We start from the raw sequence: 22,411 nt of genomic DNA, 5'->3' as shown, positions 1-22,411 counted from the left end.
CTGTTCCCTGTTCCCTGTTCCTGTAAGCTATCTCTTATCCAATAACGATAGCGTCACCACCGCGCAAGCCGCAATGGCAATCATAATCAAAAAGATATGCCGGTAGCCTAAGGCTTCGGCAAATACTGCAATAACCAAACTGCCCAGTAAGTTACCTATATTATTGGCGTTCAAGTACAGTGCCGATGCCGCGCCCGCTTTGCCGGGCATCATATCTTGAAACCACGTCATACCTAGCCCGGCCACAAACCCAATAAACACCGCGTTTAGTAGCTGTAGTACGAATAACTGCCATAGGGCTGTGGCATTCCAAATGCCTAGGTAAAGTGCCGCTGCGCACAGGCCGCCTATGCGTATAAGCGCAATAAGTGGGTAGCGCGTGCCTAGCCAGCCGCCAAAAATCATAATAGGTATTTCTAGCGCGGCAGCGGTACCCATAATCCAGCCAGCGTAGCTACTGTCTAAACCTAGGTGCTCTGGTAAATACAGGGGGAGCGCAATCAAGTAGGTTTGGTTGCAGGCATATAAAAACGCGAAGGCAATTATCGCTATTACTACTTGTTGCTTGTGACTGGCTGGGATGGGCGCCAAGGCGCTGGTATCAAATTTTTCTGCCTTGGGCAGCGCCAGCCAAGCAAGAAGCCCGGCGGCAATATAGGCAATGGCCACGTAGGTGTAATGCCTTTGAATACCCAAATAGTTGTACAGCGCAAACCCGATGGGCGGCCCAGATACCCAGGCAACAGCGATACCTGCGCGCACAATAGAGTTAAACAGCGTGTTTTGGCCAAGGGTTAAACGCTGGTCGGCAAATTCGCGGGCGTGGGCAAACATTTGCGAGGTAAACGCAAACGAGAGGCTAAACAGGGTGGAGCCCAACCCTAGCAGCACCCAATAATTACTAGAAAATGCAAACACCAAACACGACGCCGCGCCAAATAGCATACCGGCCATTATTAGAGGGCGGCGGTCGTTAACTTTATCGGACCAAGTGGCCAGCATGTGAGAGAACACAATACTGCTCGCAGCCATAGCTACAAAAAATACTCCCACCAAAAACGGACGTACGCCCAGCCCCTTGGCCACTAATACACTCAAGGTGGGCATCACTAGCGCGAATAATAGGCCTACAACAAACGACATAAAGTAGCAGGTAAACGCGGGGCCGGAATATAAAGTAAGGCGCTTCAAAGTTGGGTCCTGAATGAATGTTGATATTTACGTAGGGCGCGCATTGTAACCGGTTTCTTGTCGTTAAATTGCGGCAAATCGTATCGATTTGGCATAAGCCAGAGTAATCCCAACAAAAAAAGCATAAGCAGAGGCTGCACTGCGCCTGCGGAGTATAAATAGCCGACTATACTCAAAGGGATATTGGAATATTGAGTTGGAGCCATGAAAAAAACTTTTCACACAGCCACACTGTGTGCAGCCTCGTTTTTGATTCTACCTACAGGTACGTATGCCGAAGGGCAAACCGCCGCTGACCTAATAGAAATGGGTATTGAGCAGTTAGTAGATATGGAAATAGAGGTGGAATCTGCGGGTAAAAACCGCGCAAAAGGGTTAGATGTACCCTATGCCGCCTTTGTTATTAGTGCCGAAGATATCCGCTTATCGGGTGCGCGCAATATTCCCGAGGCATTACGCATGGCGCCCGGTGTGACTGCCGATCAGGTGGGGGCACACGAATGGTCGGTGAGTATTCGCGGGGCCGGCGGCCAATTCTCCCGCTTTGTGCTGGTAATGGTTAACGGTAAAAGCCTGTATAACTCCGTATTCAGTGGCGTTAATTGGAACGAGCTTAACTACAACTTAGCCGATATAAAACAAATTGAAGTTATTCGCGGCCCTAATGCTGCTGCTTGGGGCGCTAATGCCGTAAACGGCATAATAAATATTATTACCTACTCTGCTGGCGAAAAGCCCAGCACCAATGTTGAAGTGTGGGCGGGCGAGCACCACCGACAGGGGGTAAATCTACGTCAATCGGGCAAATTAAATAACGATTGGGATTACGCCGTTAGCGGTCATTTTGGGGTGATTGCCGGTTTAGAAAATGCCGAATTCGACCTGCAAGAAAAGGATGGTCGCGATTGGCGGGTATCAACTCAAGTACAGCGCAACGATGATAAAAGTAATTTACAAATTTATGTTGAAGCTTTTGGTGGTGATATAGGCCCAATATGGTCCAATATATTTACCGACCCAGTTCGTAGAGAATATATTCTTAAAAGTGAAGAGTTAATTGGTGGCTCTATCCAAGTGAATTATCAGCGCGCATTGGATGAAAATTGGCGCTGGAATGTGCGCACCGCTTTAGATCAAACCGATCGACAAAGTAATTTTTATTATTGGGATTCAAGAAACCTGCAGGCGGATTTAGAGCTTAGTGGCACGGTGGGAATACACGCGTTAAGTATGGGGGTGAATAGCCGCTTTAGTTACTCTTCAATTAATTTGTCGTCGTTTAATCAAGTAGATTATTTTATAAATTTTATAGACGAAAATGAAAATATTGCCTCTTATGGTGCGTTTTTAAGCGATACCATATCCCTAAGTGATAAGTGGCAGGCTACCTTATCTGCTCGTGTAGATGAAAACCAAATAAGTGGTACCAGCCTACAGCCATCAATGCGTTTGATGTGGCTGGTAAGCGATTCGCAGCGTATTTGGGCGGCGGCCTCACGGGCGGCTTCTACCCCTTCCCGTGCGCTAACCGATGCGAAAAACGCCCCCTATGAAATCATTCCTGCCAATACACTTGGTAACCCCTTGCCCATTGTTATTGTTATTAGCGATATGCGGGGGAACCGCAATACCGTTACCGATGCACTAGAGCTGGGCTACCGGGTTACTTGGGGCAATAGTTATATCGATGCTGCGCTATTTAAAAACGAGTATAAGTACAACATTAGTGTTGCACCTATTGGTGAGCCTGAGTTGTACCCTGCTTTGCCGAATTTGCCCATAGCTTTAATTCAACATGCTGTATTTGATGGCAATGAAGAATTCGAGTCTTCTGGTTATGAGTTTAATCTGGGTAGCCAATTAAGTAGAAAGTGGGATGTGCAAGCGTCTATCACCAAGTCGAATATAAAAAATTATGTAGGTTGGGAGAACACACTTTCGTTGCGTTCAAATTATAACGTTACTGATGCGCTTACATTTAGTGCTTGGTGGATGTATCGATCTAATTACGAAACCTCTCAGGCTGAAATAGAAGATATCAACACTATCGATTTGGGACTGCGCTATCAGCATTCGGAATCTACTTCTATTGCGTTACAGTTAAAGAATATAGGTAGCAAAGACATTCAAGCTGTGCGAGAGGCTTTTTCTTCTGCGGGCATGTATGTGGGGCCGCATGGCATGATTACGTTGACACATGAGTACTAAGTGCGCTGTATGCAATTAATTGCGAAGCATGTTTTATTGATCGTTATACTTACTTTCCCGTTTAGTGCGCAAAGCGCGCTTGCCGGTAAGCAAGATGTGAGTGCGTTGCGTAGTGCTTACCTATTCTATTTCTCCCATTTTATCGAATGGCCAACCCCTTACGTTTTTGAAAACCAAACGTTTAATTTGTGTGTGCTGAGCAATAGTGAAAAAGATCTCTATCAGTTGTCAACACTAGAGGGCAAGCAGACAGGTTCGAATCAACTACACATTGTAGATATAAGTAAAGCAAACGCTGCGGGCGTAGATGCAGCGTCAAAAAAAATACTTTGCCATATGTTTTACTTGGCTGAAGGAATGAGTTACCCCAGTGATGCTAGAGGTGTTGTCGACTACACGCTTATAATTACTGAGGGTGACGATGTACGAAAGCGTGGCGATATTCATTTATATAGCAAAGAGAGTAAGCTTAAATTTGAAATAAATAAACCCCTATTAGACGATAAGAAATTCAATGTTAGCTCTAAGCTAATGCGCCTTTCGCAGAAGGAGGGCAAATGAGTTTTTTACGTAATTTAGATATAAAGCCAAAAATACTAGCCAGTACTCTAGGCATTGTATTTGTTACCACGCTGGTAATTGATGTTGCTATTTTTGCAATGCAGTACCATACAGCCAAAACAAACTTAGATGCACGCTTAAATATTGAAGCGAATATTATTAGCCAGAATATTTCTGCTTCTGTACTGTTTGATGATGAAAAAACCACGTCAGAAATTCTCTCTTCGTTTAAATCTGACCCCGCAATATTAAAAGTAGAAGTACTAGATTTAGCCGAAAAAGTATTTTCAGAGCACGTTACTAAAGATGGGTATATTGTAGGGGGCGCTGATTTCTCGATAAGTAAACCTATTGTGTTTAGTGGCGACGAAATTGGTACACTGGTGGTTTATGTTTCTGATGCAGAGATAAGCTCTGGTATATCCAAAACCATTTTATTCAGTATAACTACGCTAGTTATTGCATTGGGGGTGGCGTTTTTATTGTCGTTGGCTGTACAGGGGATGATATTTGAATCCATTCTCGCGTTGCATAACACCTCGCAGCGAGTTGCCAAAACCCGCGATTACAGTTTGCGCGCAGAAATATTCAGTGAAGATGAAATAGGCAGGTTGGCAAAAACATTCAACAGCATGCTTGAGCAGGTAGAGCAACGCGATGCGATGCTTGAAAAGCAAGTAAGTCATCGCACTCTAGAGTTAGAAAAACTTGCAGAAGAATTTCGTTTTCGCGCGTTTCACGATAACCTCACCGGCTTGCCAAACCGCGCCTTATTAAACGAGCGCTTTGGCTTATGCATTGAGCACGCCCGCCGCTGTGGTAACAAGTTTGTGTGCTTGCTGCTAGATTTAGACGACTTTAAAACCATTAACGACACCAAGGGTCACGATTATGGCGATGAGTTATTGATTGGTGTGGCGCAAAGGTTAAAAGCTTCTGTGCGGGCAGAAGATTTAGTGTGCAGGCTGGGTGGCGATGAGTTTATTATTTTGGCCACCGATATAGAAACCGAGTTTGATGCGCGCCAAATAGCAAATAATATTCTGTTTGCGTTAAGTGAAGACATTGTAATTAAAGACGATAAAATTAAAACCGCTGTTTCGATTGGCGGCGCCATTTACCCGCAGCATGGCGAAACAGTGGGTGTGCTTAAGCGCCACGCCGATGTGGCCATGTACCATGCTAAAGACGGTGGTAAAAATAGGTTTAGTTTATTTTCGCACGGTATGCAGGAAGAAGTGCACTACCGCTTGATGATTCAACGCGATTTAGAGCCCGCCATTTTAGATAATCAATTAATTATTTATTTTCAACCCAAAGTGCTGGCAGAAACCGGCGAGGTGGCAGGTTGCGAAGCGCTGGTGCGCTGGCAGCACCCGGAAGAGGGTTTTTTAACGCCAGATAAATTTATACCCTATGCAGAAGAAACACCTCTTATTCGCGAGATTGACTACTACGTAATAAGAGAGTGCTGCAAAAAATTAAAAGAATGGGCTGCTAGGTTTGATAAACCCGTACCTATTGCCGTGAACTTATCGGGTAGGCATTTTCGCTCTTTTAAAATTGTTGAAGTGCTAAAAGAAGCCGTTGCCAGCGCAGGTATTAGCCCCGATTTACTGGAAATAGAAATTACCGAAGCGGTGCTTATTGCCGACCCAGACAAAGCGCAAAAAGTGGTTCACGCAATTAAATCTATTGGCTTTACCATTAGCTTGGATGATTTTGGCACAGGCTACTCATCGCTTAATTATTTGCGTACCCTACCAATTGATATTATCAAACTAGATAGATCGTTTATTGCCAATATAGATACCAGTGAGCAAGATAGAAGGCTAACGCGAGGGATTACATCATTAGCAAAAGGCTTAGATTTAACTATGGTGGCGGAAGGCGTAGAAACCGAAAGTCAACTGCAAACATTATTAGATTTGGGCTGCCATTGTTTTCAAGGTTACTACTTCTCTAAGCCCGTTCCCGAAACCGAATTTTTAGCGTGGCATAAAAAATATAACAATGCCTTGGGGAATAATCATAAAGTAGGGTGATTATTATTAGTGGACAGCTCGCGGGTGGGCACTGCCCACCATTGAAGAATTAGCAGTATAGAATGTTGTTCAATAATTGCTAGCAACTAGCAACTAGCAACTAGCAACTCTTTTTTATTCCCACCTTATCTAACCACCACCTCACGCCTACAAATAAAAAGCGCCAGTCGTTAAAAAATTCTGGCCATTTTTTTTCGTAGTAGTGCCCCACAAATTGCAGTATCCAACCCACTATAAATAATGTAATTGCTGGCCAGTAGGGGGTATGGGTTAGCCATGCAATGGGTAGCCAGAAAAGCGAAATAACAATAACTGGAATACCCACCAGATGGCAGGCTTCGTTAACTGGGTGGGTGTGGCTAAGGCGGTAGTCGGCAATCCATTGCGGCCAAGTTTTAGAGCTGAATAGTGCCATGGCGATGCCTATTTGGGGTTGTTAATAATTTTCGAACTAAATAGTTGTGGCTAAGTCGAATAACCATATTTCACAGTGCGCTACTTGAATACAGCATTACGCTTTAGCGGCGTTTAGTTTTGCCTGTGGTTTTATATTCAATATTAGCTAAGCATACGATGATAACAACCCCAGTGACAAACATGGAGTGGGACGAGCCGTCGCCAATTCGCTCTGCTGGTATACCGGTAGGTTGGTTACTGTCGCTTGTATTGCATACGGTAGGCTTAACGCTGCTGTGGCTTTGGCTTAAGGCAAGCCCCACGCCGCAAAGTACGTCGGTTACGGTAACGCTTAATGTGCCGCAGCTTGTTGCACCGGCCATTCCGGTTGAACCGCCAATGCCTGTTCCAGTCGTGCCAATTCCGCCTAAGCCCATTGCTGCTCCCTCTGCTAATAAAAGTGAGCCAAACGTTAGTGAAGTAAAAACAGTAGAAACTGAGTTGGTTACCACGGGTGAAAGCGGATTGTTTCGATACGATAGTGAGGTGTCAGTAAGTGTTGAGCAAGCCCTGCAAGCTTCGCGAAGCGCCAACTCTAACCCCACTGCGGCCTTCGATCCGCGCGTAAACAGGCAGCGACAAGAAGCGCAAAGATTAGCTAATTTAGCCCCTGCTATAAAAGCAGAAGCGGTGAAAACAGAGCAAACAATCGCGGGCCAAACTTTGGTGCGAACCGAAACCGGTTGTGCAGTATTGTTGGAAACCGTTGGTTCAGATCGGCTGGATGGGGCACTTTGGGCATATGCGCCTTGTGGTACTAAGAGTGGGTCAGATCAATTTGCCGATAGGCTAAGGGAGGCGATGACGAATAGGGGCGGGCGTTAGTTAAATCACCCGCAATGCAAACTGCGCAATGCGGGTACACTTGCTTACAGCTGTGCCAATGTTATAGCGGCTGTACTTTGTTTGCACATGGGCCTTTTTGGCCTTGACCAACTTCAAACTCAACTTCTTGGCCGTCGTTCAAAGTGGCGTAACCGCCACCGGCTTGAATTTCTGAATGGTGAACAAATAAATCTTTGCCGCCATCTGCAGGTGTAATAAAGCCGAAGCCCTTGTCTGCATTAAACCACTTAACTGTACCTTTACTCATGCTCATTTCTTCTTTGTTGGGTGAATTTTTAAAATTTATTCTCGCTATCACCATGACGAAAACAATGTAGGAAATGAAGATTGCTCGAGTATAGAGCGCCTAAGCGCGAGTATCGAGGATTAATACCCTCCATCGGCAATTAATAGCTGTTGCATAGATTGGAACTTAGGTTGCGCTTCTATGCGCGCAAACCAGCGATTTATACCTGGGTAGGCACTTAAGTCGAAACCGCCTTCGTGGGCCACGCGGGTGTAAGCGTAGAGTGATATATCGGCAATGGTCATGGCTTCGCCTACAAAGTAAGGGCAAATAGCCAAGTGTTGCTCCATAACCGCAAGTGCTTTGTGGCCGCCAGCCTGTTTTGCGTGGTATTCGTCTGCACGTTCGGCGGGTAGGCCTAGGTACTTATTGATGTAGCGGGCGACGGCGATGTATGGCTCGTGGCTGTATTGCTCGAAGAATTGCCATTGCAGTATGGTTGCACGCTGTAATGGGTCTTGGGGCAGCAGGGGGCTGCCTTCTGCGAGGTAGTTGAGTATGGCGTTAGATTCCCACAGGTTGCGGCCGCTATCTAAGCTAATAACGGGTACCTTGGCGTTGGGGTTTTTTTGCAGGAAAAGCTCGTTGCGTGTATCTCCCGCGACAATATCCATGTGCACCCATTCGTGTTGGATATCCAGTAACAGGCAAAGTAATTTTACTTTGTAACAGTTGCCAGATTGTATATCGCCGTAAATCCTTAGCATTAGAGCCTCCTAGGGGGTACTTAGCGTTTTTTCCACACCAGTAAACGGTTGTTGGCGGGCATGGCTATGTCTTCTTGCAGTACAAGTCGCGCTGCTTGGGCGCATTCGTCCACTTTTTCGAAGTGTCTAATGCCTTGGTTACTGTTTACGCCGCGCAAGTGCGCATCGAAACGTTCATTGCTGTCGCTGGTGTATTTGCCGTTGTAGTTAAAGGGGCCGTACAGCACGAATAGGCCATCTTGTGGTAATTCTGCGGCGGCGCCAGCAATCATAGTTTGCACTAAAGGCCACGCCATAATGTGCGCTGTGTTGGCGGAATACACGGCATCGAAGCGGAAATTGCGCCAGTTTGGGCGTTCCATATTCAATACTTGTGATACACCTAGGTTTTTGGCGTTCGCTTCTGCCACCCACAGCTCTATGCCTGCTAGGTTGGCGGCTACGTCGGTGGGTTGCCAAAATAAGTGACGCAACTGGGGCGCGAAATACGCGGCGTGTTGGCCGGTGCCACTGCCAATTTCCAATACGCGGTGAACCTTGGTAAAAAGCCGCTTTAATTCCGTTAAAATTGGGTCTTTATTATTTTCGCAGGCTTGCGAAAAGGGTTTCTGTGTCAAACCTATTTTCCTGCCAGTATTAAGGATAGGGCCTCAAGCTTAGCAGGATCATCATCAACAAATCGAATAATTATTTTGATTCCTGTCGCAGTTGGAACAGGTTGCAACGATTGTAACGTGTGAATGTATCCATTAAGGCGGGCAACGGCTTCACCCTGTTCATTTTCTAAGTCGACTACCGCTTGATCAAACAAGCTCAAATTGTGCTCAGGGCGCATAATGGCGCCGCTTAACGCCTGCAGCGATAAATCTTTTACCGCGCATTCACAGGCATTGCTTACCCCGGCAAAACGCAAGAAAGCACGCCCTTTAAAAGTGGCTGCGGCAGGGCTGGCTGCTTTGGCAGTAGGTTTTCCAAAGCCCGCGGCGTCTCTTATTACTCTAGGCTTTTGTATTTGCGCTTTTTTGGCGCCACCAGTAAGTAGAGCGGCGGAATCTTGTGCGGCGGTTTGGGCCGAGGTGCGGCTGCTGGTGTAGCCCAAGCGTTTTAATTGTTTGGCTACTTTGCGCTGTAGTTCGTCTGGGGTAAAGGGCTTGGTGATGTAGTCGTTAACGCCGCCTTTAACAGCGGTAATCACGTTGTCGCGGTCGCCGCGGCTGGTAATCATAATAAACGGGGTTTTTTCGAGGGCTGGCTGCTCGCGCACCCATGCAAGCAGCTCATCACCAGACATTTCGGGCATTTCCCAATCCGATAAGATTATGTCGTACTTACCCGTCTTTAATAGGCTTACTGCTTTGCGACCGTCTACGGCTTCTTTTATTTCGCATTGCGGTAGCATCTGACGCAGGCTGCGCTTTATGGTGTCGCGCACAAACCCCGCATCGTCCACTACCAGTATTCGTAATGCCATATATTGCTCACAATCCTATGCTTGCGCTAAGCAATGTGAGCTTTTATGCACTATTGCTTGCGAGTGAATACTAACTCACTACCATCGGACATTGCTTTGTTAAATGTGTAGCCGTCCCAATCGAAGCTTTTTAGCTGTTCAACCTGAGTTAGCTTGTTCTTAATAATATAGGCGCTCATTAGGCCTCTTGCCTTCTTCGCGAAGAAACTAATGATTTTATATTTGCCGTCTTTCCACTCTTTGAACACGGGCGTAATAATTTCGCCGTTTAGCGCTTTAGGTTTTACCGATTTGAAGTACTCGTTAGAGGCTAAGTTAACCACAGTTTCCGAGCCTACCTTCTTAAGCTGCTTATTCAGCGCATCGGTAATTTTGCTTCCCCAAAAGGCGTACAAATCTTTGCCGCGATTGTTGGCGAACTTGGTGCCCATTTCCAAGCGGTAGGGCTGCATTAAATCCAGTGGACGCAGCGCGCCATACAGGCCCGAAAGTATGCGCAGGTGGTCTTGGGCAAAAGCGAAGTCTTCGTCGGTAAAGCTGTAGGCGTCTAAGCCAACATATACATCGCCATTAAAGGCTAAAACTGCTGGGCGGGCGTTGGCTTTGGTAAAGGTCAGGCTCCAGCTTTGAAAGCGGTCGTAGTTAAGAGTGCCCAGCTTGTCACTAATATGCATGAGTTTGGAAACATCCTGTGGCGCAAGCTGTTTTAAGCCTTCGATTAGCTCGGCGCTGTCCTCAAGCATAGCGGCCTTGGTGGTTTTCACCTTGGGCATGGGGGTGTCGTAATCCAAATTTTTAGCGGGGGAAATAACAATCAACATGGGGCTAGTGGTCACTTAAATGTATTTGGCGCGTATCTTACCTCAAGCGAAGGTGGGGTTCAGCTACTGTGGTTATAGTCAAAAACTATGCTGATTGCGCTGCTGCCTTTGTTATTGAATAAACATGACATTTGTCAGCTCATGTAGTGACAAAGGTCCATTATTTTTTTACTTGCGCTGTAGCAAACTGGTTCCATCGACAGTTAGCCGGTTCCACCTGTTGTGGGTTGTGAACTTGGTCGTTATTCATACTTTAACTTCATCAACGCAAGGATAGAAAAATGAACGTTTCCAAATTTATAGCTACCGCCATTTTTACATTGGGGGCTGCCATTACCCAAGCAGAAACCCTATCGCTAAAAACAGCAGAGCAAGCGTATTACAACGGTCACGCTATGGCCTTAGAGAATATGCTTGCAGAGTCGGCACCGAACGATCAACTGGTTATTCGCTACCGGTTGGGTTCACTGGCACTGGGCAAACAAAACAATGAAGCGGCAAAAAATATAATGCAGCCGCTAATGCTAGATTTAGAAAACGAAGTAAAAGCCAACCCCAAAAATGCCGAGGCGTGGGGTTTGTTATCTAGCGTGTACGGCATGATGACATTCCTAGAGCCCTCTATGGCAATGACCTATGGCCCCAAAGCTGGGTTTGCCGAAGCGAGTGCCGCCGACGCCGATAAGCACAACCCAATGGTGCTTATGCTTACTGGTGTTAATAAATTTCACACGCCAGAGCAATGGGGCGGCGGCAAACAAACCGCGTTCGACTACTTAACTAAAGCGATTAACGCTTACCAAGCGGCCGGTGAAACACGCACTTGGGGTTACGCCGATGCATTAGCTTGGCGAGGTATGGCTGCCAGCGCGCTAGGTAACACCGATCAGGCCAAAAAAGATATTGAAGCGTCTATAAAACTGCAGCCCAACTATGGTTTGGCGCAGCAAGCACTGGCAGGTATGTAGTGTTAACTGAACACCCTAAGTAAACATTCACTTTAGCAGGATGTTGTACGCTAAGGATGGCATTTTTATGGCCAATGAACACATGGCTAAAATAAAAGGTGAGAAATGTTAATCGCCCTATTAAGTTACTTCGGTAGTCATCAAGTAGGTTTAATTCACACTCTTTGTGCTGTGCTAGCGCTGTTAGTGGGTTGGCGGGTACTTGCAAAGCCTAAAGGTGGCAAAAGCCACAAGCTCTGGGGTTTTAGCTATGTCATGCTAATGCTGGCCCTTAATATTTCGGCTTTATTTATTCATAACTTGTTTGTATTCGGGCCGTTTCACATAGCGGCTTTGTTTTCTCTTATTACGGTATGCATAGGTATTGTGGCGGCTTTACCGCACACGCCGCATGCATTGCGTTTGCATTTTGACTGTATGAGTTGGTCGTATGTTGGTTTAATGGCTGCTTTTTTCTCGGAAGGTATTACAAGGCTACCGTGGCTTGCAAGTGGCGCAGCGTTTACAGGCTCTGTTATATTGATGAGCTTAATTACCTGCGTAATTGGTGGCATTACCATTCATTTGCGTCGGCCAAAATGGCAAAAGTTAACAACAGCGTACAAAAAAGAATTTATCGGCACACCTCATAAAAGTATTTAGGGCTAAGTGGCGGCTCTTACCATAAACAGGTTGATAGTATGGCTTCATTCATAGAAAAGCTAGAGCGTTCGGAAGGCCCGTGGCTGGCGTTTACCCGCAGGCATTATCAGCGCCGCCGCCCGCCGCGCTGGATTTTTGCTTCGCTCTCGTTTTCGCTGTTTTATTTTTTTCCGCTTATTTTTGATAGCTCTGTTACAACAACGCGTTTGTTAGCGGGTATGGCAACTTATGCCGTATTTGTTTTTTGCTACTTTCAAATTGCTTTTTCTTCGTTGCGTGTATCGCTGTTGTATTTGTTGGCAATGGTGATAATTTGTTTGGTTACCCCTAAGATTTCTACAGGAACGAGCACGCTTATTGGCTATTGTGGTTTTTTTATTGGTTATTATTTTCGGCTGGCAATTGGCTTAGCGTTGTATGTATTGCTGCTAACGCTGTTTTGCTTATCTTCATGGTTTTTCGATTTATTTAATTACTGGGTTATACCATCTGGTGTACTGTTAACTACAGGGTTATTTTTTCTAGCGGCAATGAGCCGCGCAGAAGATATCGCCCGCTATAAAGATCACCGCTCTAACGAAAAAATAGAGCAGCTTGCTATCGTTGCCGAGCGCGAACGAATCGCCCGTGATTTACACGATATTCTCGGCCACACGCTCACCTCTATAGTGCTTAAATCGCAATTGGCAGAAAAGTTATGTGCGGCTGGGCAAACGGCGCAAGGGCAAAAAGAGATTGGCGAAGTGAGCCGCATTGCCAGCGAAGCGCTTTCTGAATTACGTCAAACCGTATCCGGCTATAAAGCAAAAACCATGGAGCAGTTGCTTAATAAGTTAAGCGATAGGCTTGTGGATAAGGGCATAGTTACCGAGGTGGAATGTGATTTATCTGGCTTGTCACCTAAAACAGAAGCCGCACTAAGTTTAATACTTACCGAAGCGGTTACCAATATTTTACGCCACAGTAATGCCACCCGCGCAAAAATTAACACACACCGCGAAAACAAAATATTTACACTTACTGTGCAAGATAACGGTACTGTAAGCCAAGCGCAGCAAGTGCAGTGCGGCAACGGGTTGCAAGGTATACGCGAGCGCGTAGAAGAGCTGCAAGGCAAATTTGTTATAGATACAAGCGAAGGCTTTATGGTGCAAATACAGTTGCAGGAGCAAGCACAATGATTAATGTATTGTTAGCCGAAGATCAAAGCATGGTACGCGGCGCACTCGCGGCATTGTTAAATATGGAAGAAAATATTCGCGTAGTGGCACAGGTGGAAGATGGTAAAGCTGCGCTTGAATATTTAAACCGCACCCACAGCGAAACCGATGCAATAGATATTGTACTTACCGATATTGAAATGCCTAACATTACAGGTATTGAGTTGGCAGAAGTACTCGCCGAAAAATTTCCCGAGCTGCGCACAGTTATTGTTACCACCTTTGGCAGAGCGGGGTATATTCGCCGCGCACTAGCGGCTGGGGTGTACGGTTTTATTTTAAAAGATGCGCCATCAGAAATATTAGCCGAAGTGCTTTATAAAGCCATGGCGGGCAAGAAAACAATCGACCCCGAGTTGGCCATTGCCGCATTAGACGATAAAGACCCGTTAAGTGATAAAGAGCGCAAAGCTCTGCGCTTAGCGGGCAGCGGTAAAAAAACTGCCGAAATTGCCAACGACCTATGCCTGTCGGAGGGCACGGTACGCAATTATTTATCGGAGGCTATTTCTAAACTTAACGCCACCAACCGCATTGATGCGGCGCGTATAGCGCGGCAAAAAGGCTGGCTTTAGTTGTTTGCGCGTTTAATGTTAAACCAGAGCACCGCGTAATAAATAGCCGCCCCTGCTAAGCCGCTATACAAGCACAACTTGTGTAGCGCTTCTACCGAAATGCTTTTTAGCATAGGGTTGTTGGGGGCAAAGGGGTAAAAGGGCTGCATATCGGCATGCATAATACTGTCGAGCACTACGTGGCTAAAGCAACCGATAAATGCACTTAGGCCCACGACCCACCAACGAAACACAATCTCTTTAGTGCGCGGAATTCGCAAAACAAACAAGCCAAAAGGCGCTAAATACTTGCCGGTAACTGCTGCGAAAATGGCTAGCAAGCTCGCTCCCACAAAGGTATGCGAAAACCCGTGCAGATGCCCCTCCCCAGTGAGTAAAACAAGCAAGGGTTGAATATCCATTACTATTTGCGCCCAGCCAAACACCATCAAACTAAAGCTGCCTTGTAAAACCGCTTTTAGCAGTATGCCTGGGCCCATATGGACGGGTGTGAAGGGCATGGTAAGTTCCTTTTAGTGTTGGCTGATGCCTGTGTTAGTAAAGCGTAAATATACCTGCAAATGTAACTCCGGCGGAATTCTATCAATTATCGATTATTCAACCTATGTGTTATCTCTTGATAATTATTCTGCAAAAGGTGGTTGATATTTAATCTATATGTAATGTACAGTATACATTCTGTTTTATATGACATACATTAGGTATGCCTAAGCATACAATATGGAGACTTACGCTATGAACATGACATTTAAAGACAGATTACACCTCGCCGCGGTAATCATTACCCTTTTGGTGTTTGGCCATTACTTTTATAAGGCATACGCCATACTAGCGCAGCCCGAGGCCACCTTAACGGCAATTACAGGGCTGATGATTGGTACGGTGGTAATTTTTATTGTGCTCATTGTTGCGGTGGCTATTGTGCAGGGTGTTGTGGGGTACAAAGATGCGGCGCAACCAGAGGATGAGCGCGATAGGTTAATGGGCCTATTGGCTACACGTAATGGGCACTATGTATTATTGCTGGGTTTGGTAGGGGTATTTGTGGGGTTGTACTTAGGGGCAACGGCATTGCAATTGGCAAATATTGTATTGTTGGCTTGGGTGGTCGCAGAATGTGTAAAATCCCTTTCTGTCATTATTTACGCTAGGGTAGGTGTATAACCCGTGCCAAAAACCAATATTGTAAACACCATTCGTACACAGCGGTTTATGGCAGGAGAGATGACCCAGCAACAACTGGCTGAGCTAGTTGGGGTAACCCGTCAAACCATTATTGCCATAGAGGCTAATCGCTACGCGCCGTCTTTAGAGTTAGCTTTTAAAATTGCGCAGGCATTTAACCTACCCTTGGAAGAGGTGTTTCTGCCTCCTGAACGTGAATGATCTATACGCAGAGGCTACTGCTGCGCCAATGGCAGCAAAGCGATTACCTACCTTTCGCGCAATTGAATGCCGACCCGTTGGTGATGGAATATTTTCCGCGTCGCTTAACCAGAAAATTAAGCGATGAAGTAGCCGATAAAATGCAAAGCCTTATTGCCTCTAACGGCTGGGGGTTTTGGGCGGTAGAGTTGCGCGCTACCAGCCAATTTATAGGGTTTGTAGGTTTACATTCGCCACAGGGCCTGCCCTGCTGCCCTTGTGTAGAGGTAGGCTGGCGCTTAGCAAAAGAGCATTGGGGTAATGGCTACGCAACCGAAGCTGCAAAAGCCGCCTTAACCTATGGGTTTGAAACACTGGGGCTAGCGCAAATAGTTGCGTTTACCGCGGTGCCCAATTTGCGTTCGCAAGCGGTTATGTTGCGTTTGGGCATGGCTAATACCGGTAATAACTTTTTACACCCAGCCATTACCTATGGCCATCCACTGCAAGAGCATGTGCTGTACGCAATTGCTAGGCAGCAAATGAATGTTGAGGGCAACGGTAGTGCTAAGTAGCTATTGATTAGACAAAATAAATATAACGCTCTACTTGCAAACTGCGGTTGTCGCCATTATGTTGTGAAAGACGCTAACATTTTAAGGTGTTAATTTTTATGAATCGTATTCTGCTCGTCGCAGTTTTGCTTTTTACTTCGGTGGTATCTATCGCCGATGGCAATTCGTCGCGCCTTGCAGATAACTTCGATAATATAGTCTACACCGATATAGACAGTGCCCATTTTGAGACACTGCTAGACGAAACCGATCAGAGCGCCAATACCTACAGTGCACCATTTAATATTACTGCGGCTTGCACTACTAACCCAGAACTTTTAACTCCCACCTTTTATTCGCGCAGCCTAAAAAGCAACGCTATACGCGCCCCACCCCTTGCCTAGCTTTTATCGTTTTTAAATATTGCGTATTTGCGCAATGTGTTTCGATTAATTTTTATCGCTAGGAAAAAACATGATTGTCTCAATAGCCTTTCGCGACAGCGCGGAAGATGCTGCACTTCGCTACACAGTGGCAGCAGAGTGTATGTCGTTTGCGCGTGTGAACGATACCATTACACGTATTGAAGTAGCCTTTCGCCAATCGGATATAGCGCCTACGCAAATAGCGCACTGTCATATTGCTATCTACCTATCAAATCAAACCAAAGTAGATTGCTCTGCACAGCACTGCTCCGAAGAAGCGGCTTTTTACCTAGCGGTTGAATACGCCCTAAATAAACTATTTCGGTTGCAAACAGTTAAAAAACGCACCCGAAATGGAGTTAAAAGCCTAGCTTGAAGGAGCTACAGCAATGAAAAAATTACATTTATATCAAACCGATAACGAAGATAGTCTGCGCGTATCTAGCCACAAGACTCTGCTTTCCTTAGACTCTAACGCGCTAGAGTGTGTAATGGATTTTTCACGGGTTACGCCATTAGTTGTTACTCCAAACCTGTCGCCAAGTGAAGCCGCCGAGCTAATGGCCAAAACCCATACCGCATTAGAAGTAGTTGTAGATGAACGCGATAACTTTATTGGTGTTGTGAGTTTTAACGACTTGCAAAGCCAAGAAGTAATGAAAAAAGTTGCCAATGGTTACAGCCGTGAAGAACTCACAATTTCAGATTTTATGAAGCCCAAGCATAAGCTTAAAGCGTTTGATACGGTAGAGCTTGCCAACGCAACCGTTGCAGATATAGTCGCTCGCTTAAAAGGAAGCGGTCAGGCCTACTGTTTGGTAATAGACCGTGCCTACCATCAAATACAGGGTATTATTTCGGTGGCAGATATAGAAGCACGCCTACAGCAAGCAATAGATATTGGCAACGAAGCCATATTTTCTACATTGTGTAGGGAGTTGAGGCCTGCGTAGAGATTTCTAGAGTTAATTCTAGTGTATTTCTATTTTCTCGACAGCTGTGTTTACCGCATGGCTGTCGGTTTAATTTACATTTTCACCTTATTCGTTAGATGATAATCATTAAAATGAGTGGAACTTCGCTATCGAAAATAGTGTTTCTAATTGTACTGCCAGCGTCAATCGCTAGCGATTAAACAATACATTAAGGCCAGTTAATGTAGACACTTCGGGCTTATCTAGTTAATATCCAACGGCCTCTGGAGTATGGTCCTGAGGTCTATCGATATAAATGGAGATTTCCTTTGAAAAATAAAATTACATTATTGGCTGTATTAACAGCATTAACTGCTAGTGCTTCTGTTGTTGCAGAAGACAAGCCTGTTGGCTCGGGTCCTAACCCCTTTTCTGATTGTGGGATTGGTGCTGCGTTATTTCCAAAGCATGACGTTGCTGCAGTAATCTCTAACGTTATATGGGATGTTGGTACTACTGCTGTAACTTCTGCGACAGCAAGCCCAGAAACCTGTAGTGGTAAAAATGCTCAGGCAGCAGCGTTTATCTATGAAACTTATGATAGTTTGGTGGAAGACACTGCACGTGGTGAAGGTGAGCACTTGAGTACTCTACTGAGTATACTCAAAGTGTCAGCAGATAAAGAAGCTGAAGTTGTAGCTAGTGTACGCTCTGAATTTCGTGAAGTAATTACTGCTTCAAGCTATGAGAGCAAGACCCAAGTGGAAAAAGCAGAGGCTTTATACTCGATTGTATCTGCGAAGATTGCAGGTTAGTTTTGTCTAGAGCAATGCCCTCGGGCATTGCCAATCCTGCTGAGCATTTGTGGTGCATATAAAATATTTTCTTCCCGCCGTATTATTTTCTTTTTTATTTCTTCTTCCTGTTGCAGAAAAAGTTCACGCCGCCGATATTTACGATTCTAAAATATTAGTAGAATTAGCTAACGACCCCTTTTGGATGCAGTTGCTCGTATATGAGAAAACGAAAAGTGGCAAGTTTTCTGCCAAAAGTGCAATTTCTTCTCCCAGCTTCTTCTTATCAGATAAAGGTTCGGAAGATCCGCATGCAGAGTTAAAGGCAACGATCGATGCGTTTTTCAAGTTAGACGCTGGGCTGCCAAATGAGCATGCCCAATGTGTGTTTCGTGCCCGTTATATTTGGCTAAATGGTAAACTTGAGCTAGATAAATATTTACCCCAAAAAATAGACTGTTCTGAATATGACAATTGGACTGGTTATAATCAAGTTAAGTCGCTAAGTGTGGTTTACGCTACTGGTTATTTAGGTAACCCCGCGTCTTACTATGGTCATTTGCTTTTAAAGTTAAATGGTGATGGGAGTGAAGGGAAACAACGGCTGGAGGACGTTACAGTAAATTTCGGCGCAATAGTACCTGAAAACGAAAGTATGCTTCCCTATGTAATAAAAGGGCTTGTGGGGTCTTATGACGCAGGGTTCACTCATCATCAGTATTTTTACCATTCGCACAATTATGGTCAAAATGAACTACGTAACCTATGGGAATATGAGTTAGACATAGGTCCATCCGACGTGGAGTTGATACTCGCTCATATATGGGAGCTTCGAGGGAAAAAATATAGATACTTTTTCTTAAATAAAAATTGCGCCTACCGAATGGCAGAAATAATTAGTCTGGCTAACGGTATAGATGTAGTTCCCCCTCAAGATTATTGGGTTTTACCGCAAACAATAATTCAAAATCTAAGTCAGAATACAATAAATGATGAAAACGTTGTGCTGAATAAATCCATCGTTCCGTCACGGCAAAGTATATTGTACGAAGGTTTTAAAGAGTTAAATGTTGCTGAACGAGAAATACTTCTAGGATTGATAAACAGAAAAATAACCTATGATTCACCAGAGTTTATAAGTCTAAAGGTGGAAAATAAGTATCGTCTATTGGACGTGATAATGGACTACTACCAATATATGATCATTAAAAATTCCGATAGTGAAAGCGATATACTAGAGTCTCAATATCGTTTAGCTCTATCAATGCGATTTACCTTGCCGGCGGCACCGAGAGTTGAACCTGCAAAGCAGATTGTTGGGCCAGAATCAGGGCGAAAAGCAAGTTATTCAAGTTTCGGCTTTTTGAATAACAAGAGCAGTAGTGAAACGGCAATACAGCTGCATATAAGGCCGGCCTACTATGATGAGCTCGACTATGGTGCCGCACATGTGGCGCACGCGGGTTTAGCCATGGGAGAGTTATCTCTTTTGATTGAAAACGGCAGGGTAGACTTGCACCAGCTATCCATCGTAAACGTTAAAGCAGTTAACTCGAATGCTACAGGTTTGCCAAATGATAGTCGTAGAGGATGGATGTTGAATATAGGCGTTGAGCAATTAAATGAGCAGTGTTCACCTGACTGTCTTGTACCAAGGGTAGAGGCCGGTACTGGGCTTAGTTGGACGAATAATGCTTCTAGGTACCTCGTGAGTGGTTATGTAATTGCTGGTGCCCAGAAGAACATATTTGACTACGGAGTTTTTGACGTTTCGTTTCAATCTGATTTATCTTTAACTTTGTCTGAAACAGTGCGGGCTGTAGCCAAAGCAAGAGTGGCTACTGGTCTAAGCGATGTGAATAGTAGGTATATATATAGCTTCCATTTGAGAAAAGAGTTAAATGTAAATAGTGATGTAAGGCTGGCACTCACGAAGAATGAGGGTAGTTCAATAGGGTTAACATTCGGTCACTACTGGTAGCGAAAGTAAAGCAACAAAATATTCAAGTTACTGTAAGTCCGTAAAACTCGTAGCTAATCGATCTATAGTTTTGTGGTTCTCTTAGGTTTGTCGAATACTATGCGTTCTATTAAAATTTTCTGCCGCTATTGGTTTGCCAAACAAATACCCCTGGCAAATATTACAGCCTAAAAATTTAAGCGCATCGTGTTGTTCCTGCGTTTCTATGCCTTCGGCAATGACGGTTAGGCCCAGTTTCTCTGCAATTGAAATAGATGTGGCGGCTAAGCTTGATTTGGCTGAGTTTATATCTAGCTGATTAATGAACATTTTATCTATTTTTAAGCAGTGAACTGGCAAGCGATGTAAATAGTTTAATGATGAATACCCCGTACCAAAGTCGTCGATGGCGAGGTAGTAGCCCAATTCGCGTAAGCGACTTAACTCGTAAATGGTTTTATCTGGATCCAGCATCATTACGTTTTCGGTGATTTCAAACTCGATGGTATTCGGTGATAGCCCTAGCGAAAGTAAATGATTGTGCATAGAGTCGGCAAAGTTGGGTATATGCAGTTCATTCATAGAAAGATTAACTGCCACGGGTAAAACGGGCAGGTTTTTCGCTCTTCGGCTTTCTGCAAAGTTGGCTATTTGAATTAACATGGCATCGGTTAATTTACTTGAAAGGCCGCCGGCCTCGGCGATAGGAACAAACTCATCTGGGGCAATCGCATTTCCGTTTAACTCCCAACGGCACAGCGCTTCTGCCCCTACTAACTTACCGTCGGCGCAATTCACCTTGGGCTGTAAATAGGCTTGCACTCCGCCATTAAACTCTAATGCCTCACGCAGTGAACTTTGCATAAGTATGCGTTTATTAAGCGCTGAATTTATTTTAGCGTCGTATTTTACAACGTTGTTGGTGCCTGATTGTGTTGCAGCCAATATAAGTGCAGAAATGGAGTTCCGTACCACGGTTTGTGAATCCATATCTTCTTCTACATCTGCTATGGAAATAATGGCACTAAACGAAAGAGTAATACCATCTACACATATTTTTTGATCGAGAATATTTTTTATCGTTTGGCTGTAATTGTGGGTGGAAGGTACTAGTAAAAATAGATCTTCTTTGCCGTCGCTGGCCACGCAAAAGGGTGAGGGGGTTAGCTCGGTGATAAACTTTTCGCGCAAATCTACTAATGCTTGGTTAACAATAGTGTGGCCAAACACAACAATTGCGTGTTCAATTTGATTGATATGAACAGTAATGAGTGATAGCGCTTGATTCGTTGTACTTAAGTTTTCTATCTGTTGGCTAAGGGCGTTGGTATTGGGAATTTTTAGAATGGGGTCAATATAGGCAAGCTCATCCAATCGCTCGATAAGTGCTAGGTTTTCGAATGCAATGGCAATGTTACCTGCGAATACTTTCAGTAGGGTTGCATGTTGGCTATCGCAATCAGAAAACTCATCCACATAAATAAAAAGCTGCTTACCTTCGCTAGAAGAGAAGTGCAAACCTAAGCCATGTTCTAAATCTATACCTTGTTTAGAAAAATATGCTCGGTAGATGGCTTGATAAATTTCTTCTTGTTGCATGTCTGCCAAGTTACTGGTAGAAAACTTTTCAAATTTTCTGGTAGTGGTAATAACTTCCATGCTTCCTAGCAAGTTTTCCGTACTGAGATCTTGGTCACCGGAATCAGAAAGTAAAAACACAATGCCATCGGCTGGTTCGCCGCGCAGCGCTATAAGCTGGGTAAGCACGCCTCTGGCAAACATATTAATGTTCCGGCGTTTAAATATATCCTTGGCGCTATTGATAATAAGCTCTAAACCATGGCGGCTGGAATTAATAATGTGAATTTGTTGGTAGGACCGAAATGCGGTTGTTAAACAGCTTATTAAGCGTGTGCGCGTAAGTTCAGATTTGGTGCGGTAATCGTTGATATCATACTCGCTCATTACCGTAAGTTCTGGTGCATAGCCGGGTTGACCTGTACGCAAAATAATACGCACTTCGGTATAGCCTAGGTTGCGAATGGTCTCTACTAGGCGCAGGCCTGCATCGGCAGATTCCATTACTACATCTAATAAAATTAATGCCAAATTAGGTGTTGCACGAATTTTTTCCAGGCCTTCGGCAGCCGAGTAAGCATGGTAAGTATCGATGGTCTTATCGAGTATTTTTGTTCCTTTAAGCGCAAATTTTGTTGATTGGTGAATTTCATCTTCATCATCGATAATTAGAATTTTCCAACTACCATTTTTGCGCTTTGGTATCGGCGTATTCTGATCGGTATCGTCGATTATATCGAAATCCATCGTCGGGTTCGTTGCCGGCGCCGTACTAGAAGCTTGAACAGAATTGTTGGTTGCAATGAAATGGCTCATGCGGTAAT

Annotated in this window: 25 protein-coding genes; 16 read left to right on the top strand and 9 right to left on the bottom strand. The window is 44.8% G+C overall.

All coding sequences use genetic code 11. The features are described from left to right. Nucleotides 1-27 precede the first annotated feature (27 nt). Complete coding sequence (locus SDE_RS22245) at nucleotides 28-1,191, bottom strand: sugar efflux transporter (protein ID WP_049762736.1); 1,164 nt, start codon at nucleotides 1,189-1,191, stop codon at nucleotides 28-30. Between the two features lie 204 nt (nucleotides 1,192-1,395). Between SDE_RS22245 and SDE_RS20020 the strand changes: the two genes are divergently transcribed. Genes SDE_RS20020 through SDE_RS20010 form a run of 3 tightly spaced genes read left to right on the top strand, consistent with a single transcriptional unit; the run spans nucleotide 1,396 to nucleotide 6,005 of the window. Continuing rightward, nucleotides 1,396-3,399, top strand: coding sequence for a TonB-dependent receptor plug domain-containing protein (locus SDE_RS20020; protein WP_011470303.1), 2,004 nt, complete (start codon nucleotides 1,396-1,398; stop codon nucleotides 3,397-3,399). 9 nt (nucleotides 3,400-3,408) lie between these two features. Next, nucleotides 3,409-3,960, top strand: coding sequence for a YfiR family protein (locus SDE_RS20015; protein ID WP_011470302.1), 552 nt, complete (start codon nucleotides 3,409-3,411; stop codon nucleotides 3,958-3,960). Next, the gene (locus SDE_RS20010) at nucleotides 3,957-6,005 is read left to right on the top strand and encodes a bifunctional diguanylate cyclase/phosphodiesterase (protein ID WP_011470301.1); all 2,049 of its coding nucleotides are present in this window, start codon (nucleotides 3,957-3,959) and stop codon (nucleotides 6,003-6,005) included. Before SDE_RS20015 ends, SDE_RS20010 begins: the two co-directional genes overlap by 4 nt. A gap of 100 nt (nucleotides 6,006-6,105) precedes the next feature. Here the strand turns inward: SDE_RS20010 and SDE_RS20005 are convergent, their stop codons facing one another. Then, nucleotides 6,106-6,420: an Mpo1-like protein gene (locus SDE_RS20005; RefSeq protein ID WP_011470300.1), complete on the bottom strand. Its 315-nt coding sequence runs from the start codon at nucleotides 6,418-6,420 to the stop codon at nucleotides 6,106-6,108. Between the two features lie 158 nt (nucleotides 6,421-6,578). On the opposite strand from SDE_RS20005, the gene SDE_RS20000 reads away from it, so the two are divergent. After that, entirely contained in the window at nucleotides 6,579-7,286 is a 708-nt protein-coding gene (locus tag SDE_RS20000; protein ID WP_143710930.1) for a hypothetical protein, read from the top strand. A 61-nt stretch (nucleotides 7,287-7,347) separates the two neighbouring features. Here the strand turns inward: SDE_RS20000 and SDE_RS19995 are convergent, their stop codons facing one another. The 5 genes from SDE_RS19995 to yaaA all read right to left on the bottom strand — a co-directional run bounded on the left by SDE_RS19995 (nucleotide 7,348) and on the right by yaaA (nucleotide 10,592). Then, nucleotides 7,348-7,554: a cold-shock protein gene (locus SDE_RS19995; protein WP_041326099.1), complete on the bottom strand. Its 207-nt coding sequence runs from the start codon at nucleotides 7,552-7,554 to the stop codon at nucleotides 7,348-7,350. A 119-nt stretch (nucleotides 7,555-7,673) separates the two neighbouring features. Continuing rightward, on the bottom strand, nucleotides 7,674-8,300 hold the full coding sequence (locus SDE_RS19990; RefSeq protein WP_011470297.1) for a glutathione S-transferase family protein: 627 nt from the start codon (nucleotides 8,298-8,300) through the stop codon (nucleotides 7,674-7,676). A 20-nt stretch (nucleotides 8,301-8,320) separates the two neighbouring features. Continuing rightward, nucleotides 8,321-8,917, bottom strand: a complete 597-nt coding sequence (locus SDE_RS19985; protein WP_011470296.1) for a DUF938 domain-containing protein — start codon at nucleotides 8,915-8,917, stop codon at nucleotides 8,321-8,323. 2 nt (nucleotides 8,918-8,919) lie between these two features. Further along, entirely contained in the window at nucleotides 8,920-9,771 is an 852-nt protein-coding gene (locus tag SDE_RS19980) for a response regulator (protein WP_011470295.1), read from the bottom strand. 50 nt (nucleotides 9,772-9,821) lie between these two features. Next, nucleotides 9,822-10,592, bottom strand: coding sequence for a peroxide stress protein YaaA (yaaA, locus tag SDE_RS19975; protein WP_011470294.1), 771 nt, complete (start codon nucleotides 10,590-10,592; stop codon nucleotides 9,822-9,824). 281 nt (nucleotides 10,593-10,873) lie between these two features. Here yaaA and SDE_RS19970 point away from each other — a divergent pair, with 281 nt between their 5' ends. From SDE_RS19970 to SDE_RS19955, 4 genes are all read left to right on the top strand, one after another. After that, nucleotides 10,874-11,560 carry a hypothetical protein gene (locus SDE_RS19970; protein WP_011470293.1) on the top strand — a complete coding sequence of 229 codons (687 nt, stop codon included), beginning with the start codon at nucleotides 10,874-10,876 and terminating at the stop codon, nucleotides 11,558-11,560. Nucleotides 11,561-11,665: 105 nt separating this feature from the next. Next, the gene (locus SDE_RS21665) at nucleotides 11,666-12,202 is read left to right on the top strand and encodes a DUF2306 domain-containing protein (RefSeq protein WP_011470292.1); all 537 of its coding nucleotides are present in this window, start codon (nucleotides 11,666-11,668) and stop codon (nucleotides 12,200-12,202) included. A 38-nt stretch (nucleotides 12,203-12,240) separates the two neighbouring features. After that, nucleotides 12,241-13,383, top strand: a complete 1,143-nt coding sequence (locus tag SDE_RS19960) for a sensor histidine kinase (protein WP_011470291.1) — start codon at nucleotides 12,241-12,243, stop codon at nucleotides 13,381-13,383. After that, a complete protein-coding gene (locus tag SDE_RS19955; protein ID WP_011470290.1) occupies nucleotides 13,380-13,997 on the top strand; it encodes a response regulator transcription factor in 618 nt (205 codons plus the stop codon). Before SDE_RS19960 ends, SDE_RS19955 begins: the two co-directional genes overlap by 4 nt. Here SDE_RS19955 and SDE_RS19950 read toward each other — a convergent pair. Further along, nucleotides 13,994-14,497 (bottom strand): metal-dependent hydrolase, encoded by a 504-nt coding sequence (locus tag SDE_RS19950; RefSeq protein WP_011470289.1) that lies wholly within the window; start codon nucleotides 14,495-14,497, stop codon nucleotides 13,994-13,996. The two genes, SDE_RS19955 and SDE_RS19950, sit on opposite strands and share 4 nt — an antisense overlap. Nucleotides 14,498-14,732: 235 nt before the next feature. On the opposite strand from SDE_RS19950, the gene SDE_RS19945 reads away from it, so the two are divergent. The 8 genes from SDE_RS19945 (at nucleotide 14,733) to SDE_RS19910 (ending at nucleotide 20,030) form a co-directional block, all read left to right on the top strand. Continuing rightward, nucleotides 14,733-15,161: a hypothetical protein gene (locus SDE_RS19945; RefSeq protein WP_011470288.1), complete on the top strand. Its 429-nt coding sequence runs from the start codon at nucleotides 14,733-14,735 to the stop codon at nucleotides 15,159-15,161. 48 nt (nucleotides 15,162-15,209) lie between these two features. Next, nucleotides 15,210-15,383, top strand: a complete 174-nt coding sequence (locus tag SDE_RS19940) for a helix-turn-helix transcriptional regulator (RefSeq protein WP_049762825.1) — start codon at nucleotides 15,210-15,212, stop codon at nucleotides 15,381-15,383. Further along, nucleotides 15,380-15,937, top strand: coding sequence for a GNAT family N-acetyltransferase (locus tag SDE_RS19935; RefSeq protein WP_011470286.1), 558 nt, complete (start codon nucleotides 15,380-15,382; stop codon nucleotides 15,935-15,937). The genes SDE_RS19940 and SDE_RS19935 overlap by 4 nt, the downstream gene beginning before the upstream one ends. A gap of 98 nt (nucleotides 15,938-16,035) precedes the next feature. Continuing rightward, a complete protein-coding gene (locus SDE_RS19930) occupies nucleotides 16,036-16,320 on the top strand; it encodes a hypothetical protein (protein ID WP_011470285.1) in 285 nt (94 codons plus the stop codon). Between the two features lie 70 nt (nucleotides 16,321-16,390). After that, nucleotides 16,391-16,717 carry a hypothetical protein gene (locus SDE_RS19925; protein WP_011470284.1) on the top strand — a complete coding sequence of 109 codons (327 nt, stop codon included), beginning with the start codon at nucleotides 16,391-16,393 and terminating at the stop codon, nucleotides 16,715-16,717. A 13-nt stretch (nucleotides 16,718-16,730) separates the two neighbouring features. Beyond that, nucleotides 16,731-17,294, top strand: a complete 564-nt coding sequence (locus tag SDE_RS19920) for a CBS domain-containing protein (RefSeq protein ID WP_011470283.1) — start codon at nucleotides 16,731-16,733, stop codon at nucleotides 17,292-17,294. A gap of 290 nt (nucleotides 17,295-17,584) precedes the next feature. Beyond that, on the top strand, nucleotides 17,585-18,070 hold the full coding sequence (locus SDE_RS19915; protein WP_011470282.1) for a DUF3015 family protein: 486 nt from the start codon (nucleotides 17,585-17,587) through the stop codon (nucleotides 18,068-18,070). 49 nt (nucleotides 18,071-18,119) lie between these two features. Next, entirely contained in the window at nucleotides 18,120-20,030 is a 1,911-nt protein-coding gene (locus SDE_RS19910; RefSeq protein WP_011470281.1) for an Lnb N-terminal periplasmic domain-containing protein, read from the top strand. A gap of 81 nt (nucleotides 20,031-20,111) precedes the next feature. On the opposite strand, the gene SDE_RS19905 is transcribed toward SDE_RS19910, so the two are convergent. Beyond that, on the bottom strand, nucleotides 20,112-22,403 hold the full coding sequence (locus tag SDE_RS19905; RefSeq protein WP_011470280.1) for an EAL domain-containing protein: 2,292 nt from the start codon (nucleotides 22,401-22,403) through the stop codon (nucleotides 20,112-20,114). Between the last annotated feature and the right edge of the window lie 8 nt (nucleotides 22,404-22,411).

This window comes from Saccharophagus degradans 2-40, assembly GCF_000013665.1.
Lineage (GTDB): Bacteria > Pseudomonadota > Gammaproteobacteria > Pseudomonadales > Cellvibrionaceae > Saccharophagus > Saccharophagus degradans.
This window is presented reverse-complemented; position numbering and strand designations above follow the sequence as displayed.

Bases quoted from the DNA above. Each gene is read 5' to 3' on its own strand.
- yaaA (WP_011470294.1), bottom strand. From the start codon at position 10,592: ATGTTGATTGTTATTTCCCCCGCTAAAAATTTGGATTACGACACCCCC.
- SDE_RS19905 (WP_011470280.1), bottom strand. From the start codon at position 22,403: ATGAGCCATTTCATTGCAACCAACAATTCTGTTCAAGCTTCTAGTACG.
- SDE_RS19980 (WP_011470295.1), bottom strand. From the start codon at position 9,771: ATGGCATTACGAATACTGGTAGTGGACGATGCGGGGTTTGTGCGCGAC.
- SDE_RS20005 (WP_011470300.1), bottom strand. From the start codon at position 6,420: ATGGCACTATTCAGCTCTAAAACTTGGCCGCAATGGATTGCCGACTAC.
- SDE_RS19930 (WP_011470285.1), top strand. From the start codon at position 16,036: ATGAATCGTATTCTGCTCGTCGCAGTTTTGCTTTTTACTTCGGTGGTA.
- SDE_RS19920 (WP_011470283.1), top strand. From the start codon at position 16,731: ATGAAAAAATTACATTTATATCAAACCGATAACGAAGATAGTCTGCGC.
- SDE_RS20015 (WP_011470302.1), top strand. From the start codon at position 3,409: ATGCAATTAATTGCGAAGCATGTTTTATTGATCGTTATACTTACTTTC.
- SDE_RS20000 (WP_143710930.1), top strand. From the start codon at position 6,579: ATGATAACAACCCCAGTGACAAACATGGAGTGGGACGAGCCGTCGCCA.
- SDE_RS19940 (WP_049762825.1), top strand. From the start codon at position 15,210: ATGGCAGGAGAGATGACCCAGCAACAACTGGCTGAGCTAGTTGGGGTA.
- SDE_RS19950 (WP_011470289.1), bottom strand. From the start codon at position 14,497: ATGCCCTTCACACCCGTCCATATGGGCCCAGGCATACTGCTAAAAGCG.
- SDE_RS20010 (WP_011470301.1), top strand. From the start codon at position 3,957: ATGAGTTTTTTACGTAATTTAGATATAAAGCCAAAAATACTAGCCAGT.
- SDE_RS19970 (WP_011470293.1), top strand. From the start codon at position 10,874: ATGAACGTTTCCAAATTTATAGCTACCGCCATTTTTACATTGGGGGCT.
- SDE_RS19995 (WP_041326099.1), bottom strand. From the start codon at position 7,554: ATGAGTAAAGGTACAGTTAAGTGGTTTAATGCAGACAAGGGCTTCGGC.
- SDE_RS20020 (WP_011470303.1), top strand. From the start codon at position 1,396: ATGAAAAAAACTTTTCACACAGCCACACTGTGTGCAGCCTCGTTTTTG.
- SDE_RS19990 (WP_011470297.1), bottom strand. From the start codon at position 8,300: ATGCTAAGGATTTACGGCGATATACAATCTGGCAACTGTTACAAAGTA.
- SDE_RS19935 (WP_011470286.1), top strand. From the start codon at position 15,380: ATGATCTATACGCAGAGGCTACTGCTGCGCCAATGGCAGCAAAGCGAT.
- SDE_RS19925 (WP_011470284.1), top strand. From the start codon at position 16,391: ATGATTGTCTCAATAGCCTTTCGCGACAGCGCGGAAGATGCTGCACTT.
- SDE_RS19955 (WP_011470290.1), top strand. From the start codon at position 13,380: ATGATTAATGTATTGTTAGCCGAAGATCAAAGCATGGTACGCGGCGCA.
- SDE_RS19945 (WP_011470288.1), top strand. From the start codon at position 14,733: ATGAACATGACATTTAAAGACAGATTACACCTCGCCGCGGTAATCATT.
- SDE_RS19960 (WP_011470291.1), top strand. From the start codon at position 12,241: ATGGCTTCATTCATAGAAAAGCTAGAGCGTTCGGAAGGCCCGTGGCTG.
- SDE_RS21665 (WP_011470292.1), top strand. From the start codon at position 11,666: ATGTTAATCGCCCTATTAAGTTACTTCGGTAGTCATCAAGTAGGTTTA.